General features: G+C 74.3%; 20 protein-coding genes. 10 read left to right on the top strand and 10 right to left on the bottom strand.

Annotated features, from left to right (window positions below):
- The first annotated feature begins 105 nt into the window (after positions 1 to 105).
- Positions 106 to 1317: a cytochrome P450 gene (locus HDA43_RS33065; protein WP_179828582.1), complete on the top strand. Its 1212-nt coding sequence runs from the start codon at positions 106 to 108 to the stop codon at positions 1315 to 1317.
- A gap of 48 nt (positions 1318 to 1365) precedes the next feature.
- Here the strand turns inward: HDA43_RS33065 and HDA43_RS33060 are convergent, their stop codons facing one another.
- The 4 genes from HDA43_RS33060 to HDA43_RS33045 all read right to left on the bottom strand — a co-directional run bounded on the left by HDA43_RS33060 (position 1366) and on the right by HDA43_RS33045 (position 4299).
- Positions 1366 to 1605: a hypothetical protein gene (locus tag HDA43_RS33060; protein ID WP_179828581.1), complete on the bottom strand. Its 240-nt coding sequence runs from the start codon at positions 1603 to 1605 to the stop codon at positions 1366 to 1368.
- Positions 1602 to 2741 carry an inorganic phosphate transporter gene (locus tag HDA43_RS33055; RefSeq protein ID WP_179828579.1) on the bottom strand — a complete coding sequence of 380 codons (1140 nt, stop codon included), beginning with the start codon at positions 2739 to 2741 and terminating at the stop codon, positions 1602 to 1604. The genes HDA43_RS33060 and HDA43_RS33055 overlap by 4 nt, the downstream gene beginning before the upstream one ends.
- 99 nt (positions 2742 to 2840) lie before the next feature.
- Positions 2841 to 3422, bottom strand: a complete 582-nt coding sequence (locus HDA43_RS36175) for a DsbA family protein (RefSeq protein WP_179828577.1) — start codon at positions 3420 to 3422, stop codon at positions 2841 to 2843.
- A gap of 172 nt (positions 3423 to 3594) precedes the next feature.
- The gene (locus tag HDA43_RS33045) at positions 3595 to 4299 is read right to left on the bottom strand and encodes a TetR/AcrR family transcriptional regulator (RefSeq protein ID WP_179828575.1); all 705 of its coding nucleotides are present in this window, start codon (positions 4297 to 4299) and stop codon (positions 3595 to 3597) included.
- Positions 4300 to 4363: 64 nt separating this feature from the next.
- Between HDA43_RS33045 and HDA43_RS33040 the strand changes: the two genes are divergently transcribed.
- On the top strand, positions 4364 to 4564 hold the full coding sequence (locus HDA43_RS33040) for a hypothetical protein (RefSeq protein WP_218912708.1): 201 nt from the start codon (positions 4364 to 4366) through the stop codon (positions 4562 to 4564).
- Here HDA43_RS33040 and HDA43_RS33035 read toward each other — a convergent pair.
- The gene (locus HDA43_RS33035; RefSeq protein WP_312873659.1) at positions 4536 to 5507 is read right to left on the bottom strand and encodes an alpha/beta fold hydrolase; all 972 of its coding nucleotides are present in this window, start codon (positions 5505 to 5507) and stop codon (positions 4536 to 4538) included. The genes HDA43_RS33040 and HDA43_RS33035 overlap by 29 nt on opposite strands.
- A 353-nt stretch (positions 5508 to 5860) precedes the next feature.
- Here HDA43_RS33035 and HDA43_RS33030 point away from each other — a divergent pair, with 353 nt between their 5' ends.
- From HDA43_RS33030 to HDA43_RS33020, 3 genes are read left to right on the top strand one after another with little or no spacing between them, the layout of a single operon-like run.
- Positions 5861 to 6682, top strand: coding sequence for a CPBP family intramembrane glutamic endopeptidase (locus HDA43_RS33030; RefSeq protein ID WP_179828573.1), 822 nt, complete (start codon positions 5861 to 5863; stop codon positions 6680 to 6682).
- Positions 6679 to 7833 (top strand): sensor histidine kinase, encoded by a 1155-nt coding sequence (locus tag HDA43_RS33025; RefSeq protein WP_179828571.1) that lies wholly within the window; start codon positions 6679 to 6681, stop codon positions 7831 to 7833. Before HDA43_RS33030 ends, HDA43_RS33025 begins: the two co-directional genes overlap by 4 nt.
- Positions 7830 to 8489: a response regulator gene (locus tag HDA43_RS33020; RefSeq protein ID WP_179828570.1), complete on the top strand. Its 660-nt coding sequence runs from the start codon at positions 7830 to 7832 to the stop codon at positions 8487 to 8489. The genes HDA43_RS33025 and HDA43_RS33020 overlap by 4 nt, the downstream gene beginning before the upstream one ends.
- A 150-nt stretch (positions 8490 to 8639) precedes the next feature.
- Here HDA43_RS33020 and HDA43_RS33015 read toward each other — a convergent pair whose 3' ends face one another.
- Positions 8640 to 9602 carry a helix-turn-helix transcriptional regulator gene (locus HDA43_RS33015; RefSeq protein WP_179828568.1) on the bottom strand — a complete coding sequence of 321 codons (963 nt, stop codon included), beginning with the start codon at positions 9600 to 9602 and terminating at the stop codon, positions 8640 to 8642.
- Positions 9603 to 9886: 284 nt separating this feature from the next.
- Between HDA43_RS33015 and HDA43_RS33010 the strand changes: the two genes are divergently transcribed.
- The 4 genes from HDA43_RS33010 to HDA43_RS32995 all read left to right on the top strand — a co-directional run bounded on the left by HDA43_RS33010 (position 9887) and on the right by HDA43_RS32995 (position 12266).
- Positions 9887 to 10429, top strand: a complete 543-nt coding sequence (locus HDA43_RS33010) for an anthrone oxygenase family protein (protein ID WP_179828566.1) — start codon at positions 9887 to 9889, stop codon at positions 10427 to 10429.
- Positions 10429 to 10791 (top strand): nuclear transport factor 2 family protein, encoded by a 363-nt coding sequence (locus HDA43_RS33005; RefSeq protein WP_179828564.1) that lies wholly within the window; start codon positions 10429 to 10431, stop codon positions 10789 to 10791. The genes HDA43_RS33010 and HDA43_RS33005 overlap by 1 nt, the downstream gene beginning before the upstream one ends.
- Positions 10788 to 11396, top strand: a complete 609-nt coding sequence (locus tag HDA43_RS33000) for an NAD(P)-dependent oxidoreductase (protein ID WP_179828562.1) — start codon at positions 10788 to 10790, stop codon at positions 11394 to 11396. Before HDA43_RS33005 ends, HDA43_RS33000 begins: the two co-directional genes overlap by 4 nt.
- Positions 11397 to 11726: 330 nt before the next feature.
- Entirely contained in the window at positions 11727 to 12266 is a 540-nt protein-coding gene (locus HDA43_RS32995; RefSeq protein WP_312873658.1) for a DUF1062 domain-containing protein, read from the top strand.
- Positions 12267 to 12389: 123 nt separating this feature from the next.
- Here the strand turns inward: HDA43_RS32995 and HDA43_RS32990 are convergent, their stop codons facing one another.
- The 4 genes from HDA43_RS32990 to HDA43_RS32975 all read right to left on the bottom strand — a co-directional run bounded on the left by HDA43_RS32990 (position 12390) and on the right by HDA43_RS32975 (position 15754).
- A complete protein-coding gene (locus HDA43_RS32990; RefSeq protein WP_179828559.1) occupies positions 12390 to 13373 on the bottom strand; it encodes a helix-turn-helix transcriptional regulator in 984 nt (327 codons plus the stop codon).
- 209 nt (positions 13374 to 13582) lie between these two features.
- A complete protein-coding gene (locus tag HDA43_RS32985) occupies positions 13583 to 13924 on the bottom strand; it encodes a TraR/DksA family transcriptional regulator (RefSeq protein ID WP_179828557.1) in 342 nt (113 codons plus the stop codon).
- 118 nt (positions 13925 to 14042) lie between these two features.
- Positions 14043 to 14987, bottom strand: a complete 945-nt coding sequence (locus tag HDA43_RS32980; RefSeq protein ID WP_179828555.1) for a rod shape-determining protein — start codon at positions 14985 to 14987, stop codon at positions 14043 to 14045.
- A 377-nt stretch (positions 14988 to 15364) separates the two neighbouring features.
- Positions 15365 to 15754 carry a hypothetical protein gene (locus HDA43_RS32975; RefSeq protein ID WP_179828553.1) on the bottom strand — a complete coding sequence of 130 codons (390 nt, stop codon included), beginning with the start codon at positions 15752 to 15754 and terminating at the stop codon, positions 15365 to 15367.
- Positions 15755 to 15975: 221 nt separating this feature from the next.
- On the opposite strand from HDA43_RS32975, the gene HDA43_RS32970 reads away from it, so the two are divergent.
- The gene (locus HDA43_RS32970; RefSeq protein ID WP_179828551.1) at positions 15976 to 16332 is read left to right on the top strand and encodes a hypothetical protein; all 357 of its coding nucleotides are present in this window, start codon (positions 15976 to 15978) and stop codon (positions 16330 to 16332) included.
- Positions 16333 to 16339: the final 7 nt, after the last annotated feature.

Below are 16339 nucleotides of genomic sequence, written 5' to 3'. Positions count from 1 at the left end.
AACACCCCACAAAGAACCACCAACCCGGCGTGCCGCCACCCCACCCCCGGAAACACTCCTCACCAACCGCCGCCGCGGCACCCGACCACGAGGAGACCCGGGCCCATGACCCACGCCACACCACGCCCCGACACCCTCCCCACCATCCGCCCCAACCACTTCGACCCCCCGCCCCGGCTCCTGCACTGGGCCCGCCAGACCCCCATCCGCCTCCTCACCTACGCCGACGGCCACCAGGGATGGCTCGCCACCGACCCCGCCGTCATCCGCGCCATCCTCACCCACCCGCACTTCAGCAACCGCCCCGAACACCTCCACCTGCCCGTCGACCCCTACTCCACCCAGCGCCGAAGGCAACACCGCCCCGGCTTCTTCCTCCAGGCCGACCCACCCGAGCACACCCGCTACCGCCGCCGCCTCATCGGCCACTTCACCGTCCGCCGCATGAAAGCCCTGCGCCCCCGCATCGAGGCCATCACCACCAGCCACCTCGACGCCATGTGCCACCACGGCCCGCCCGCGGACCTCGTCCCCGCCTACGCCCTGCCCATCCCCTCCCTCGTGATCTGCGAACTCCTCGGCGTCCCCTACACCGACCGCGCCCGCTTCCAGCGCGACTCCCGCACCCTCCTCAGCCTCGCCTCGACCCCCCAGCAGGCCGACGCCGCCCTCGACGACCTCACCGCCTATCTCCGCGACCTCACCCACCACAAGCACACCCACCCCGCGGACGACCTCATCACCGACATGACCCGCGACGCCGACCTCACCCACGAAGAGATCACCAACATCTCCGTGCTCCTGCTCGTCGCCGGCCACGAGACCACCGCCAACATGATCGCCCTCGGCACCTTCGCGCTCCTGGCCAACCCCGCCCAGCTCGCCACCGTCCGCGACGACCCGGCCGCCACCCACACCGCCGTCGAGGAACTCCTGCGCTACCTCACCATCGTCCATCTCGGCCCCGTCCGCGCCGCCACCCGCGACACCGACATCGACGGTCACCACATCACCGCCGGCCAGTGCGTCACCCTCGCCCTGGCCGCCGCCAACCGCGACCCCCGCCACCTCCCCGACCCCGACACCCTCGACGTCACCCGGCCGCCCACCGGCCACCTCGCCTTCGGCCACGGCATCCACCAATGCCTCGGCCAGCACCTGGCCCGCACCGAACTCGCCGTCGCCTACCCCGCCCTGCTACGCCGCCTGCCCACCCTCCGCCTCGCCGTACCGCCCCGCAGCATCCCCATCCGCGCCCACACGGCCATCTACGGGGTCGACCACCTCCCCGTCACCTGGGAGGGGACCACCGGGTGACGTCCACGCCGGCACCCACCGCCCGCATCGGCGCCGGCGGGCGCGCCCTCACTCCAGGCCCCTGCGCCCGGCCAGCATCAGCCGCAGCCCCACCACCACCCCGGCCACCGCCACCAGGAAGCACACCACCGCGAGCACCCATCCCACCGCCCGGCGCCCTCCGCCCCGCCGCGCCGCCGAGACGCCCACCAGGCCCAGCGCGTACACCGTCACCCACCCCACCCCGCCGGCGAACGCCACCAGCACCACCCGCAGGAACTCCCTCATCTCACCGTCGAACACCGTCACGCCTCCTCCCACTTCATCCGGCGTCCCACCCGCTCGGCGTTGACGTTGGAGGCGTTCACCGGCCGCAGATCGGCCGCCACGTAGAACCAGAACGCCGCCACCAGCACCAGGACGAACATCAACCCCACGCCCTGCATCCCGCCGACCCATCGCGCCCCCCACCACACCAGCGCCCCCAGCGCCGCCGCGCCCGGCAACGTCACCAGCCACACCCCCGCCAGCTCCGCGACCACCCGCCAGCGCACCCTCGACACCCCCTGGTGGATCCCCGCCCCCACCACCGAACCGCAGCACACCTGCGTCGTCGACAACGGAAACCCCGAATCCGACGCCACCAGGACCAACGCCGCCGTCCCGCTCTCCGCCGTGAACCCCTCCGCGCCCCGGATCCGCACCAGCCCCCAGCCCACCGTACGGACGATCCGCCACCCCCCGAAGAAGGTCCCCGCCGCCATCGCCGCCGCGCTGCTCACCACCACCCACCCCGCGGGAGCCTCACCCGCGCCCACCGCGCCCCCGGTGACCAGCGCCAGCATGATCACACCCATCGTCTTCTGCGCGTCGTTCGCCCCGTGCGCCAGCGCCACCAGCGACGCCGAACCGATCTGCCCCGCCCGGAAACCCCGTTCCCGCATCCCCGCCGGAACGCCCCGCGTCACCCACCGCACCACCCACGACCCGGCACCCGCCACCAGCGCCGCCGCCACCGGAGACAACAGCGCCGGCAGCAGCACCACCGACACCACCCCCATCCCCTTGACGGCCGACGCCCCCACCGCCACGAACGCCGTCCCCACCAGCCCGCCGACCAGCGCGTGCGACGAACTCGACGGCATCCCCAGATACCACGTCACCAGATTCCACAGCATGCCGCCCATCAGCCCCGCGAAGACGACCGGCAACGTGATCACCCTGCTGTCCACGATCCCCTCGGCCACCGTCGCCGCGACCTTCAACGACAGGAAGGCCCCGGCGAAGTTCAGCACCGCCGACAGCCCCACCGCCGCGTACGGCCGCAACGCCCCCGTCGCCACCGACGTCGCCACCGCGTTCGCCGCGTCGTGGAACCCGTTGGTGAAGGCGAAGACCAATGCCGCGGCCACCACCACCGTCAGCAGCAAAGGCCCCGTGTCCATGCCAGACCCCTGAACACCAAAAAGCCTAGGTAACCCGTAAAAACAGTAAGAAACCCTAAAAGTCGGGCGTGAGGTGGAGCGGCGGCCCCGGCCGCCGCCTCACCCCCGGCCCGCCTCCAGCACCGCCCCCACGATCGACGCCGTATCGGCCGACACCCCCAGCCCCTCCACCAGCACCGACGGCGTCGCCTCCACCCCCGCCCGGCCCGCCATCGCCGTCACGAACCCCACCCATCCCAGGTGGACCCCCGCCCGCACACACTCGCCGAACGACCCGTCCACCACACCGGCCGCCCCGCCCGCCTCCACCAGCTCCTCATCCGACAGCCCCGGCCCGCCCTCCGCCGGCTGCCACCTGAAAAGCATCCGCGCGTACTCGGTGAACCTCCCCGCGTCCGCCGCGCACCCCGAGGCCGCCGCCGCGCGCGACGAGTACCGATCCGGCGACAGCCAGTCCAGGAAACCCATCGGGTGATACACCACGCTGACCGCCCCGTCGGCCGTCAGCCGTTCCAGCGTCGGCCCAGCGGACTCCTCGAACCTCCGGCAGAACGGGCACAGGAAATCGACGTAGACGTCCACCGTCACCGGCCCCGCCCCCACCACGATCCCCGCCCCGTCGGCCGACGCCCCCGCCGGCACCCGCTCCGGCCGCGCCACCCCATCCGGCCAACCCGCCATCACGCCCCCCGCGCTCCCCCGAACGGCCGACGCCCCGCACCCCGCGGCCTACCCCGTTCCTACCCATCCCCCGGTCCCCGCCCCCGGTGACGGCCGGACCACCGGCGCGCACCCGCGCGCCCCCGGACCGGACCGCCCCCGCGCCGTGCTCCCCGTCCGTCCGCGGAGGCGGCTATGCGGACAGCCGATCCAGCCATTCCGCGAGCAGTCGCCGTTCGGCGTGGCTCAGGACGTTCTGGTCGGGCAGCGCGGCGCGCAGGGCGCGGGCGGCGCCGACCGGGCCCTGTTCCCGCACGACCGGTTCCTCGCTGGTGACGGCGGCGATCATCGCTTCGCGCAGCGCGAGGAGGAGGGCGGGGTCGCGCTGGGACTCGGGCAGGGACAGCCAGGTCAGGACGGCGCCCCGTGCGGTGGCGTGGATGATCTGGGCCGCGAGGTCCTCCCTGACGCGCAGCTGGCCCGCGACGGCCAGGCGGCGGATGCGGTCCATGAGGAGTTCGAGGCCGATCCGGAAAGCGGTGGTGGACCTGGCGGGCTCGCCGTACATCAGCGCGTACAGCGCGGGGTTGGCCAGCCCGAACTCGACCGCGGTGTCCCAGCCGGCGCGCAGTTCCCTGATCGGGTCCTGCGGGTCGGGGTCGATGTGCTTGGCGGCCAGGAACCGGGTGAAGCCGTGTTCTGCCACGGCGTCGAGCAGCCCCTCCTTGTCGCCGAACAGCCGGTACAGGGCGGGTGGCTGCAGTCCGGCGGCGTCGGCGACCGCGCGGGTGGTGATCGCGTCGCGGCCCCCGCGCTCCAGCAGATCGATCGCGACGTCGATGACCCGGCGGCGGGTCTGCTCACGCGCTGTGGCACCGGGCTCTGCGCCAAGCCCCACGCGGTTCTGGTCAGCCGGCAGCGGCACCAGCAGCCCCCGCTACCTGCGCTGGACCGCCGAGGTCATGGGAACCGACCGGATGCCGTACTCCACCGACTACCCCTTCACCTACGGCTTCCGTCCCGGCGGCTTCCCCTACGTCGACACCAGCGGCGGCGCCGCCCGCTTCTTCCTGGAGGAGGTGCCCTTCACCGGCGACCAGAAGGCCGGCATCGCCCACCGCAACTGGGAACGCCTCACCGCCGGCGTGCGGCCTGCTCGGTGACGCGCTCGATGGCCTGGACGGCGAGATCGGGCTGGTCGACGTAGATGTAGTGGCCGCTGTCCTTGGCCGTGCCGAGCTTGGCGGCGCTGGACAGCGCGAGCCACTTGCGCTGGCCTTCGGCCCACGCCTTCTCCAGGCGCGGTCCGTACTTGGGGACGGCCGCGAGGTACGGCTGCCCGTGCCGGATCACCTCCACCGGGATGTCCCCGGCGGAACGGACCTTCCCGTCGGGGATGACGAGCTTCTCCGGGTTCTGTCCCTGGAACACCGCGAGGTTCTGTGCGCGCAGCTCGGCCGCCGGGCCGGTGGCGGACTCGGGGATCGCCTTCTTGATGTCGTCCAGCATGGTGGAGGGGGTGGCGTCCATCAGGACCAGCCCCTTGACCCTGTCCTGGTGGTCGGGGGCGTACCTGGCGGCGATCAGCCCGCCCAGCGAGTGCCCGGCCAGGACGGCCGGGCGGTCACCGGCGACGCGGCCGATCACCCCGGTCAGGATCTCGCCGGTGCCGGCGAGGTCCTGCGGGCCTTCCGGCTGGTCGCTCGCGCCCGAGCCGAGCCGGTCGTAGGAACAGACCCGGTTCCGCTCGCTCAGCGTCTTCTGGAGGGCGGCCAGCTTGTCCAGGCCGTCGCCGGCCCCGTGCATCAGGATGATGACCGGACCGTCTTTCCCCGGGTCGCCCGAGCAGGACACGTTCACCGACCGGCCGGCGACAGTGATCTTCTCGGTCCCGGAGATCGGGGTGGCGGCCGTCTGCGTGGCGGTGGGTGTCCGCGTGGCGGAGGCGAGGGGGTCCCAGTCGTCCAATTTGTCCAACTTGTCCGCGCCGCAGCCGGTGACCCCCGCGCCGAGCACGGTGCAGCACAGCGCGGCCGCAACGGATGTCCTGGTCTTGCGGAGCATGAGGTCCTCCAGTGAGAGAGTCGGCGCCGGGGTGAGGCGCACGGCGGTGTCGTGGAAGGCGACGGAGCGCCATGGCCGCGTCGTAACGCTAGGGATCCGGCGGCCCGAGATCGTCCCCGCGCGGTGGACATTCGCCGGTAGCTCGTACGGGGGACAAAGGCGGCCCGCCGGAGAGGATCGCGATCGCCGCGCTCCGCCGCGCGGTGCGGGCGCCGCCGGAAGGCGCACGTCATCCACGGCGGCGCCGTACGGCGAGCCGCAGGTGCGCCTGTCCCCCGTGCGAGCCACCCGCGAATGTCCACCGCACGGGGACGACTCCGGACCGCCGGATCCCTAGCGTTTCCCTGCGTAGCGGCGGAGCCCCGCCGCGGAGCCCCCACGTAAGGAAAATCGTCATGCGGTTGTTGAAACAGCTCGTTCCCGTCGCGCTGGTCGCCTTCGCCGGCGGCGCGATCGTGGGCGCGGTGCAGGGGAACCCGCTCCTCACCCTGCTCCTCGGCGTCGCGACGGCCGTGCTCGCGGTGCTCGTGTACGCCCGGGTGGTGCGGTGGTCCGAGCGCCGCGCACCGGTTGAGGTGGCGGCGAAAGGCGCCGCCCGCGCCATCGCACGGGGGACGTTGATCGGTGCCGCGCTGTTCACGGCCGTCATCGTGAACATCGCTCTCGTGGGCGGCTACCGGGTCGACGGCCAGGGCTCACCGGCGGGCGCGCTCGGGCTGCTCGGCTTCATGGCCGCCGCCGCTGTGACGGAGGAGCTGCTCTTCCGCGGCATCCTGTTCAGGATCGTCGAGGAACGCACGGGGACATGGCCGGCTCTGGCGCTGACCGGCCTGCTGTTCGGCCTGTCGCACCTGTTCAACCCGCACGCCGACCTGTGGGGCGCGATCGCCATCGCGATCGAGGCGGGCGGCATGCTCGCCGCCGCCTACGCCGCCACCCGCACCCTGTGGGTGCCGATCGGCCTGCACTTCGGCTGGAACTTCGCGGCGGCCGGCATCTTCGGCACCGAGGTCTCGGGCAACGGCGCGACGCAGGGGCTGCTGCACGGCGTGACGTCGGGCCCCGCCCTGCTCACGGGCGGCGGGTTCGGGCCGGAGGGGAGCCTGTACGCGGTGGTGTTCGGCCTGCTGCTGACGGTCGTGTTCATGTGGCTGGCCCGCCGGCGCGGCAACGTGGTCCCGTTCCGGCGTGGCGCGACCGCTACGCTCCCCCAGTGATCGATCTACGGCGGGCCACGGACCTGTGGCGGCGGTGCGACATCGTGGTCCGGGACCTGCCGTTCGGGCTGCTGCTGGCCGTCGCCTCGCTCCTGCCGGCACTCTACGGCAAGGGGACGCAGGTCGGCGACCTGCCGACCCGCCCCTTCGACGCGCTGGCGTTCGTGGTGATCGCCCTGGAGTGCCTTCCGCTCGCCGTGCGCCGGCGGTGGCCGGCCGTGTGCCTGGCCCTGGTGTCGCTCGGCTTCGCCATCGACCAGTTCCACGCCTACCACGTGCTGGCGAGCAACGCGATGCCCATCGCGCTCATCAGCGCGGGCGCCCATCTGGAGCGCCACCGGCGCGTCACCGTGGCCCTCCTCTCCCTGGCGTACGTGCAGCTGGCGTTCACGCTCGGCCGGCTCGGCGCGGCCGAGAAGGTGGAGGGTTACGTGGTGTTCTACCTGGCCCTGGCCCTGGCGTGGGGCATCGGGGCCTGGCTGCGCTCCACCCGCGCCGCCGAGGCGGAGCACCGCCGCCACGTCGCCGAGGCCACCCGCGCCGCCGAACGCACCCGGATCGCCCGCGAGCTCCACGACGTCGTGACGCACCATGTGACGGCGATGGTCGTGCAGGCCGAGGCCGCGCGCTACCTGACCGCCGTCCCCGACCGCCTCGACGCGACGCTGAGCGCCGTCACCGACACCGGCCGGCGGGCCATCACCGACCTGCGTCACATGCTCGACCTGCTCAAGGCCGATCACGACACCGACGTCGGCATGCCCTCCGCCGGGGAGCTGCACGCCCTCGTGGAGCAGACCCGCCAGGCCGGGCAGCCGGTGGAGTTCACCGAGGAGGGCAGCCCCGCGGAATCGGCGGGCAGCGCCGAGTTCGTGACCTATAGGGTCGTCCAGGAGGCCCTGACGAACGCCCTCAAATACGCCCACGGCAGCCCGACCGTGGTCCGGGTGCGCTACAGCGAGAAGGAGATCAGCGTGGAGGTCAGCACCGGCGGCCCCGGCTCCAGGGCCGTCTCCCCCGGCGGGAGCGGACGGGGCCTGGCCGGGCTCCGCGAGCGGGTGGACGCCCTGGGCGGCGAGTTCAGCGCCGACCGGAAGGCGGGTGGCGGCTTCGTGGTGCGGGCCCGCATCCCCGCGGGCAGCCCGTCGTGAGCGCGCCGATCCGGGTCCTGGTCTGCGACGACCAGGCGCTGATCCGCACCGGCTTCGCCACGATCATCGACGCGCAGCCGGACCTGGAGGTGGTGGGCGAGTGCGGCGACGGCCGCGCCGCGGTCGACCTCGCCCGCCGGCTGAGCCCCGACATCGTGGTGATGGACGTGCGGATGCCGGTGCTCGACGGCATCGAGGCCACCCGCCTGCTGGCCGGCGCCGGGGTCGAGAGCCCGATCAAGGTGCTCGTGGTGACGACGTTCAACCTGGACGAGTACGTGTACGAGGCGCTGCGCGCGGGGGCGAGCGGGTTCCTGCTCAAGGACGCCCCGCCGGCGCAGCTCCTGCACGGCATCCGCACCGTCGCGACGGGCGCCGCGCTGCTGGCGCCCGAGGTGACGCGGCAGCTCGTCGGCAGGTACGCGGCGCGGATCCGCCCCGCCCGGACCGCGCCGGACGAGACCGCGCTGACCCCGCGCGAGCTGGAGGTGCTGCGCCTCATCGCCGACGGCCGGTCCAACAGCGAGATCGCCGCGACGCTGGTGATCAGCCAGGAGACCGTCAAGACGTACGTGTCGCGCATCCTCACCAAGCTCGACCTGCGTGACCGCGTGCAGGCGGTGGTCTACGCCTACCGCAGGGGCCTGGTGACCTGAGACGCACCGCCCGGCGCGGTGATCGTCGCTTCTTCCGTTCCGCTCCCGGGCCGGGCTGTCCGGCCGCCCTGTCCGTGAGGTGCGCCGCTCGCCGGAACGGCGACGCCCCCTCGGGGACGGTGAGCGAGCCGGCCCCGGGACCGGGCCGCACTACGCGGAGGCGGCGGCGAAGCGGCGGGCCAGGCGCGCGAAGGCGTCCTTGAGCTCGGCCGGGCCGACGACCTCGATGTCGGCGTCGAACCTGCCGACGGCGGAGGCCAGGCCGGTCCACGACCACGAGCCCAGGACGAGCCGGCAACGGTCCGGACCGAGCTCCTCGACGACCCCGTCGCGGACATAGGGGGACACCTCGGCGGCGGGCAGGCCGAGGATCACCTCGCCGCGGCAGGGCCGGCCTCCGGAGCCGCCGGAGCCGTCTGCGCCCAGGAACCTGCCGGTCACGAAGGCGGTCACCGTTCCCCCGGGCAGCTCACGCGGGGCGAAGCGGGGCCCGGCCGGGAGGCGCGGGACGATCCGGTCGGCACGGAAGGTGCGCCAGTCCTCGCGGTCGAGGTCCCAGGCGACGAGGTACCAGCGCCCGCCCCACGTGACGAGGTGGTGGGGCTCCGCCCGCCGCAGCGATGACTGCGGACCGTAGTCGAAGCGCAGCACCTCGCGGGCGTGGACGGCGGCGCCGAGCACCATGATCAATTCATGGCCGGCCTGCGGGGCCGGCCGGGACTCGGGCCGCTCGACGGCGGTGACCTGGAGGGTGTCGATCCGGTGGCGCAGCCGCGCGGGCATGACCTGCCGTACGGTGGTCAACGCGCGGGCCGCGGCCTCCTCGATGCCGGCGCCGCCGGTGACGGCGGTCCGCAGCGCGACGGCCAGGGCGACGGCCTGCTCGTCGTCGAACAGCAGCGGGGGCAGCCGCGTGCCGGAGTCCAGCCGGTACCCGCCGTCGGGTCCCTTGAACGTCGCGATGGGATAGCCGAGCTCCCGCAGCCGGTCGATGTCACGGCGCACGGTGCGCGGGCTGACCTCCAGCCGCTCGGCCAGCAACGCCCCCGGCCAGTCCCGGCGCGTCTGGAGCAGCGAGAGCAGGGCCAGCAGTCGCGCTGAGGTCTTCGGCATGGAATCCATCGTGCCGCACGTAGCGGCCACATCCTGACCTCTACTCCGGCGATCGTTCTCCTCCGCCGGGCGCTGCGCAGCGTCCGGAACCGGCAGGAGCGACATGTCCGCCCCTCCCCCTCCGCGGCGGACATCACGCGACCACCGAGAGGCGTATCGCGGGCTACCCCCGGCGTCGTAGCCCGTCCGGCCGCCGATCCCGGCGGGAGCGGGGCGGAGGAGTAAGGCGGATGACTCCGCGGGCAGGACGCGGCCGAACCCCGGCCGGACGACGATTACCGGTCATGAGAACCCCAGCCAGGTACATCCACGGGGCGGCGCTGCTGGCCACCGGGCTGCTCGCGGGCGCGTTCGGATACGGCGCGGCCAACGTGATCCCCACGTTCGGGGCCGTTCCACTGGATGTGCGCCTGACCTTCCACACCACGATGATGAAGGTCAACGAGCCGGTCATGCAGAGCGCGATGGCGCTGGCCGTCCTCACCACCTTCGGCCTGGCGATCGCCGGCCGCGGCCGGACCCGCCGGATGGCGCTCGGCGCCGGCGCGCTGGCGCTGACCTCACTGCTGATCACCGTGTTCGGCAACATCCCGCTGCATGCGCGTTTCCGGGAATGGGCCGCCGGCCCGATCCCGGAGGGCTACGCCCAGGTCTTCCAACGATGGGAACTGTTCCATACCCTGCGCACCCTGACGGCGTTGGCCGCTTTCATCCTGACCATCCTGATCGTCGCCATCGCCGACCGGCCCGCCACCCACCACGCCCCGCACCATCGCGGCCCCGAGCCCAAGGACATGACCACGACAAGCACATTCGAGGTGGCCTGATGCCCGACTTCCACGCCTTCCCGACCCACCTGCCGCACGAACCGGCCTTCAGCCACGAAGACCCGGCCACGATCGTGGACCGCTGCCACACCCCCGACCTCGAACACCACAACGACGGCATCATCCTCGACCGCCGACGGCTGATCGACCACACCGGCCCGGCCCGCAGGAACGCTCGCGAGCCGGACATCCGGCTCCACGAGACACTCCTCGACGGCGACCGGGCCGCCGCCCGCCACACCATGACCGTCCTGACCGGAAAGGACAGGACCCTGCGGGTCGAGGTCCATCCGTTCGCCCGGCTCGCCCCCGACGGACGGATCCACCGCGTCCATTCGATCACCCGGACGGTGGAGCCGTGAACCTCACCCTCATCGGCTCCACCGGCCGCACCGGCCGCCACGTCCTCACCGAGGCGCTGCGCCGCGGCCACCGGGTCACCGCCTTCACCCGCGACGCCGCCGCCCTGCGAGCACGACCGCACGCCGTCGTCGAAGGAGACGGCCGCGACCCGGAGAAAATGCGCGCGGCCGTGGCGGGCGCGGACGCGGTGATCTCCATCATCAACGGCGGCGACGGCCGCGACCCGCACCGCGCCGCCCAGGCCACCCGCACCATCATCCAGGCCATGACCGGGACGGGGGCCCGGCGGCTGATCACCACCACCCCCTACCCGATCGTCGCCCGCAAGCCCTACCTGCTCATGTGGCTGCTGCACCGCCTGCTGGCCACCCCCTACGCCGACGCCCGCGACCTGGAACGGGCCGTGAGCGCCAGCGACCTGGACTGGACCATCGTCCGGCTGACCCGGCTCACCGACCGGCCCGCCACCGGAGCGGTCGCGATCCGCCGCGGACCGCTCGCCAAGCCGCGCGCCCTGACCCGGGCCGACGCGGCGAGCACCCTGCTGAACATCGCCGAGGAGGGGCACCTGAGCGGCATGGCCGTCAACGTCCACGGCCGCTGATCGCCTTACCGCCGGCTCGGGGGGGGGGGGGGGGCGACGTCGCCTCCCCGAGCGGCACGGCGGGCGGCCGGCGCCTTCGGAAAACCGTTTGAGGGCTCCTCCGCGTTCCCGTAGGGTGCCTGCGGCCCCGTCACAGTGAGGAACAGAGGACAGAACCGCGTGACCCCGCCTGCTCTTCAGACCTGACACCTTCTTCCGCTCACCTTCAAGCCGGCGCTGCCGCCGGCTCCGCCGGGCTGCCCTCGTGCGCCCGGTCATACAGCGTTTGAGGTCGCGCGTAATCGGCCTCGTGTCAGGTCTAGAGAGATCATGTCTTCACAACCTCATATCGTGCTGCCCTGGGTCGTCCGCCGGACCAGGCTGCCTCTGCTGTCGTTGCGGTGCGTGGACTGCCGGTCGGAGTCGGCCACCACCGGCGAGGGCAGGTTCCGCGTCAACGCCAACGGCAAGCTGCTGGACGTGTGGCTGCTGGTCCGCTGCGTGTCCTGCGGCCGGACGAGCAAGCTCACCGTGCACGATCGGGCGCCGGTCAGATCCTTCGATCCGGCCGAGCTCGACGGCTACCACGCCAACGATTCGGAGCTGGTGGCCTCCAGGCTGCTGGATCCGCTGCTCGCCCGGCGCAACCGCTTCACCCTGGACTGGAGGGGGGCCTGGCGGCTGGACGCCCCGCCGGCATGGCCCGGCGGGGCGTGGCCGGTCCGGGTGGAGGTCGTCTTCGCGGATCCGGTGCCGGTGCGCCCGGAGCGGCTCATCGCGCACGGGCTCGGCCTCAGCAGGAGCGAGGTGCTGCGCCGGATCAAGTGCGACGTCCCGCTGCACCGCCCGACGAGCACCGGGTTCGCCTTCACCGTGATGGCCGGGGACTAGCGGGGACGTAGCCGCGACGCGCGGTCCACCTGAACATCCGCGCGGAACGCATCTCGTCCGGCGGCGGCTCCGGCGCACGGAGCCGCCGCGCCGGTCACGGCCGTGACCGGCGCGGGCGACCGGTCAGCCGCCCGCCTCGCCGTACAGGGTGACGAGCGCGGCGGCCGTCTCGGCCATCAGGGCCCGCAGCTCCGGCGGCTCCAGCACCTCGATGTCGGTGCCCAGGCGCAGCAGCAGCCAGCGGGCGTGCCGGACCGACTCGATCGGCAGGCGCACCACCGCCCAGCCGCGCTCGTCCGGCTCGCCCGCGCCGGCCAGCGCGACGTCGGCGGCGTCGTCGCCGACGGTGTAGCGCAGCAGGCCCTCCATGCCCGGCGCCACCCGCACCACCGCCTCGGCGGTGTACATCCGGCGGCGGAAGTCGGCGGCGTAGCGCTCCCAGTAGGCGGCCAGGTCGAACCCGGCGGGCCGTTCGAACCGCCCGCCGAGCACCTCGGCGCTGACGATCCGCGACACCCGGTAGGTGCGCGGCTCTCCCCCGCCGACGGCGGCCACCATGTACCACGACCCGCCCTTGAGGACCAGCCCGTACGGCTCGGCCACCCGCTCGACGTCGCGCGGCCCCCAGCGGCGGTAGGTCATCCGCAGCGGCCGCTGGTCCCACACCGCCTCGGAGACCTCAGTCAGAAAGGGCGCCTCGTCGGCGCCGCGGTACCAGCCGGGCACGTCCAGGTGGAAGCGCTCACGCATCCGGGTGGCGTGCGAGCGCGGCTCCGGCGGCAGCGCCGCCAGCAGCTTCAGCTCGGCGTTGGCGGCCACCTCCCCCAGCCCCAGCTGGGTGGCGGGCCCGGGCAGCGCGGCCAGGAACAGCGAAGAGGCCTCCTCGGCGGTCAGGCCGTTGAGGCGGGTGCGGTATCCGTCCAGCAGCCGGTAGCCGCCGGCCGGGCCGCGGTCGGAGTACACCGGCACCCCGGCCGACGACAGCGCCTCCACGTCCCGGTAGACGGTGCGGACCGACACCTCCAGCTCCCGGGCCAGCTCGGTGGCCGTCATCCGTCCCCGGGTCTGCAGAAGCAGCAGCAGTGACAGCAGACGGCTCGCGCGCATGGCCCCATTGTCCCGCAGCTTCGTCCCGCGGCAGCCCCGTGCGGGCCGCCCGGACCGGACCCGGACCGGCCGCGACCCGGCCGGGCACCCGCACCGCGTGTACGGCGGGCGCGGGGGCACGGGCCGCGCCGGTCCGTCCCGGCGGCCACGCCGGACCACCGCGCCGCCGGGTGGGGGCCGCCACGCGCGGCCCCCACCCGGCCCACGCGCTAGGCGGCCTCGTGCAGGCGCTGGCAGGCGACGCAGTAACGGGCCAGCGGCCGGATCTTGAGCCTCTCGAACGGGATGCCCGCCTCGCAGTGGGCGCAGCGGCCGTAGGCGCCGTCCTCCAGCCGCTCCAGGGCCCGGGTGAGCTCGGCGACGGCGCGGTCGGCGGCGGTCATGGAGGCCAGCAGCTCCTGCCAGGTGCCGTCGGCGCCGGTGCCGTCCTCCGCCTCGGCCTGCAGGCCGACCAGCTGACGGGTGCGCCGTTCCAGCTGCTCCTGCAGGTCCTGACGGAGCGCCTGCAGCTGGATGCCGCTGAGGTGGGGCTTCGGGCGGATGTCGGTCATGGTACGGGTTCCTTCCTGGTGACAACGGGCACCGAAGCGGCCCAGCTGCCGCAGACGGTGATGATCGGGGTGAAGAGGCTCAAGGAGCCGTGGAGGGTGACGACGGGCACCGAGGCCGTCAGCGGCCGCGGGCGGTGGTCCGGGCCGCCGGGGCCGGCTGCGGGCACAGGCTCACCAGGCCGCGGATCGTGGCGTGCTCGGGTTCGGGCGCCGCGCCGACCGGCACCCGCAGCGCGGCGCGCAGGCGCTCCAGCAGCCGTTCCTGCCGGGCGCCTCCGCCGGTGACGACCAGGCCGGCCGAGCGCAGGCGGCCGGGCAGCCGCCGCAGCAGACCGGCCGTCATGTCGACGACGCCGTCCAGCGCGTAGAACGGCAGACCGGTGCCGGTCGTGGCGCTCAGCTGGAGGACGGCGGCGTCGGTGATGACACCGCCGTCGATGACGACGGCCTCGACGAGACCCGCCCCCACGTCCAGCAGCAGGCACGGCCGGGGACCGGTGACGTCCAGCCCGGCGCCGACGGCCGCGGCCAGCGGCCCCTCCACCAGCGTGGCCTCGCATCCGGCGACCTCGGCGACCGCGGCGCTGACCACCCGCCGGTCGTCCGGCGTCGCCGCCACCGGCACGCCGGTCAGTACCCGCTCCGGCGGCCAGGCACCCGACCAGCGGGCCTCCAGCAGCACCAGCCGGACCAGCCGCAGGTAGGCCGCCGGGTCGGCGACCACGCCGTGCCGGACGGGCCGCACCGGGCCCGGGACGCCGGACGGCCGGCCGACGACCGCCGACGGCCGGTCGGCGATGGCGCACCCGCCCGACGACACCGACCGGGTGCGCGCGGTGCCCACGTCGAGCGCCACGAAGCCCCGGCGGGCGGGGGGCTCATCGGAGGCGCCGCCGGTGATCCCCGGGGTGTGGGTGTCCGCCGGTTCCCGGCCCGCCGCCGCGCGGGACCGCGGAACGGCGGTGGCGAGCCGGTCGTGTGGCAGCCCGCCGCCCTCCTCCGGCCGGGCCGGGGGCTGTTCGCGGTGCTGCGGATGGGTGTGGGCTGATCTGACATCGGCCATGGCGGTGATCGCTCCTAGCGTGTGCCCGAAAGCAGGCTCACCCCGCTCACGGGCGGGGGCCACGGCGGCGTCTCGGCCCCGCGGCAGGCGGCGAGGGAGCCCGGCGCGCGCTGCGCCGGGTCCCCGCGGCGTGAGCGGCCGAAGACACCGGATGAACGAAAGGCGGCGACCAGGTCCCGTCCCGCGGCTCTCCGCCGCGCCGCGCGCCGGCCGTACGGCGCCCCGCAGGGCAGGACGGCGAAGGCGGCGTAGGCGGCGAAGGCGCAGCCCCGGACGTGTCCCGCGGGCGCGGCCTCGGGGCGGAGCCCGCGGCTGACGGCGGCCGCGACCGGCGGAACCGGTCCGGGCGGCCGCGGCGGAGAGCCGCGGGACGGGACCTAGATCGAGGAAGCCCGGGCCGGCGGGCTGCGCGACCCCGCGATGCGGTGCGCGAACTGCTGCGGATCACGGATCAGGTCCGCGTCCGGGCCCGGCGACGGCAGCAGCGCCAGGTGAGCGGCGTCCTGCTGCCGCTCGCCGCGCGACGGCCACAGCGACAGGACGTGGTGCTCACGGGCTCCGGCGGCCTGCGGCGGCAGGCTCGCGGGCGCGTCGTCCCACGTGCCCGCGCCCCACACCGGGCCGGACGACTGCCCTGCCCGGTGGGCGGGCTCCCCGCCGTTCCAGGCGCCGGGCGAGCCGGACAGCAGCAGGGACAGCAGAACCAGGCCCATCACGGCGACGGCCGCGACGGACCCGCCCGCTGTGCTGCGCCGTGGCCTGGTCATGAGGCCGACCATAGCCCAGACGGTGCGAAAAGGCATGTCCATTCGTTGCGGCTCCGTTCCGGCGTGCACCGCGGGGGTGCGGGCGGGCACGGTCCGCCGAATCCTCCTCTCCTGAGGCCGCCGCGTGGACCGCGGGTGCGGGCGGGCACGCGCCGGGGTACGGTGGCCGCGACACCCCCCTTTTTTCTTTCCGTTTTTCTTTCCGACGGCCAGGAGGAGACGTGCGCAGCAGACTGCCCGCCGTCCTGCTCCTGTTGCTGTCGGCGTTCGTTCTCCTGCCGCCTCCCGGTGACGCCCACCGGCCCGCCGACGCGGCGCCGGTGGCCTGGTGGAGCGGCCCGGCCCTCCATGCCGCGGCGGATCCGGCCGTCCACGCCGGGGCGGACCCGGTTCTGCCGCGCCTGCACCCCGCCCGTGGCACGCCCGCCCCGCCGGCGTGGCCTGCCGTCCTGCCGCCCGTCTGGGAACCGGGCGGCGCTCTGCGGCCGGCCGGCATCGCGGCCGGCCCCGCTCCGGCGGCGCCGCTGCCGCGCCCGCGCCGGGCCCCGGCCCGCGCACCGCCCTCCACGACGCGCTGACGTCTCT

This window comes from Streptosporangium sandarakinum, assembly GCF_013409935.1.
GTDB lineage: Bacteria > Actinomycetota > Actinomycetes > Streptosporangiales > Streptosporangiaceae > Streptosporangium > Streptosporangium nondiastaticum.
Note: the sequence above shows the minus strand (reverse complement) of the source record. Positions and strands in the feature narration are given on the sequence as shown.

Excerpts from the sequence above, each read along its gene's own strand:
- HDA43_RS33065 (WP_179828582.1), top strand. The coding sequence starts at position 106 with ATGACCCACGCCACACCACGCCCCGACACCCTCCCCACCATCCGCCCC.
- HDA43_RS33055 (WP_179828579.1), bottom strand. The coding sequence starts at position 2,741 with ATGGACACGGGGCCTTTGCTGCTGACGGTGGTGGTGGCCGCGGCATTG.
- HDA43_RS36175 (WP_179828577.1), bottom strand. The coding sequence starts at position 3,422 with ATGGCGGGTTGGCCGGATGGGGTGGCGCGGCCGGAGCGGGTGCCGGCG.
- HDA43_RS33040 (WP_218912708.1), top strand. The coding sequence starts at position 4,364 with ATGGGAACCGACCGGATGCCGTACTCCACCGACTACCCCTTCACCTAC.
- HDA43_RS33030 (WP_179828573.1), top strand. The coding sequence starts at position 5,861 with ATGCGGTTGTTGAAACAGCTCGTTCCCGTCGCGCTGGTCGCCTTCGCC.
- HDA43_RS33015 (WP_179828568.1), bottom strand. The coding sequence starts at position 9,602 with ATGCCGAAGACCTCAGCGCGACTGCTGGCCCTGCTCTCGCTGCTCCAG.
- HDA43_RS33010 (WP_179828566.1), top strand. The coding sequence starts at position 9,887 with ATGAGAACCCCAGCCAGGTACATCCACGGGGCGGCGCTGCTGGCCACC.
- HDA43_RS33005 (WP_179828564.1), top strand. The coding sequence starts at position 10,429 with ATGCCCGACTTCCACGCCTTCCCGACCCACCTGCCGCACGAACCGGCC.
- HDA43_RS32990 (WP_179828559.1), bottom strand. The coding sequence starts at position 13,373 with ATGCGCGCGAGCCGTCTGCTGTCACTGCTGCTGCTTCTGCAGACCCGG.
- HDA43_RS32985 (WP_179828557.1), bottom strand. The coding sequence starts at position 13,924 with ATGACCGACATCCGCCCGAAGCCCCACCTCAGCGGCATCCAGCTGCAG.
- HDA43_RS32980 (WP_179828555.1), bottom strand. The coding sequence starts at position 14,987 with ATGGCCGATGTCAGATCAGCCCACACCCATCCGCAGCACCGCGAACAG.
- HDA43_RS32975 (WP_179828553.1), bottom strand. The coding sequence starts at position 15,754 with ATGACCAGGCCACGGCGCAGCACAGCGGGCGGGTCCGTCGCGGCCGTC.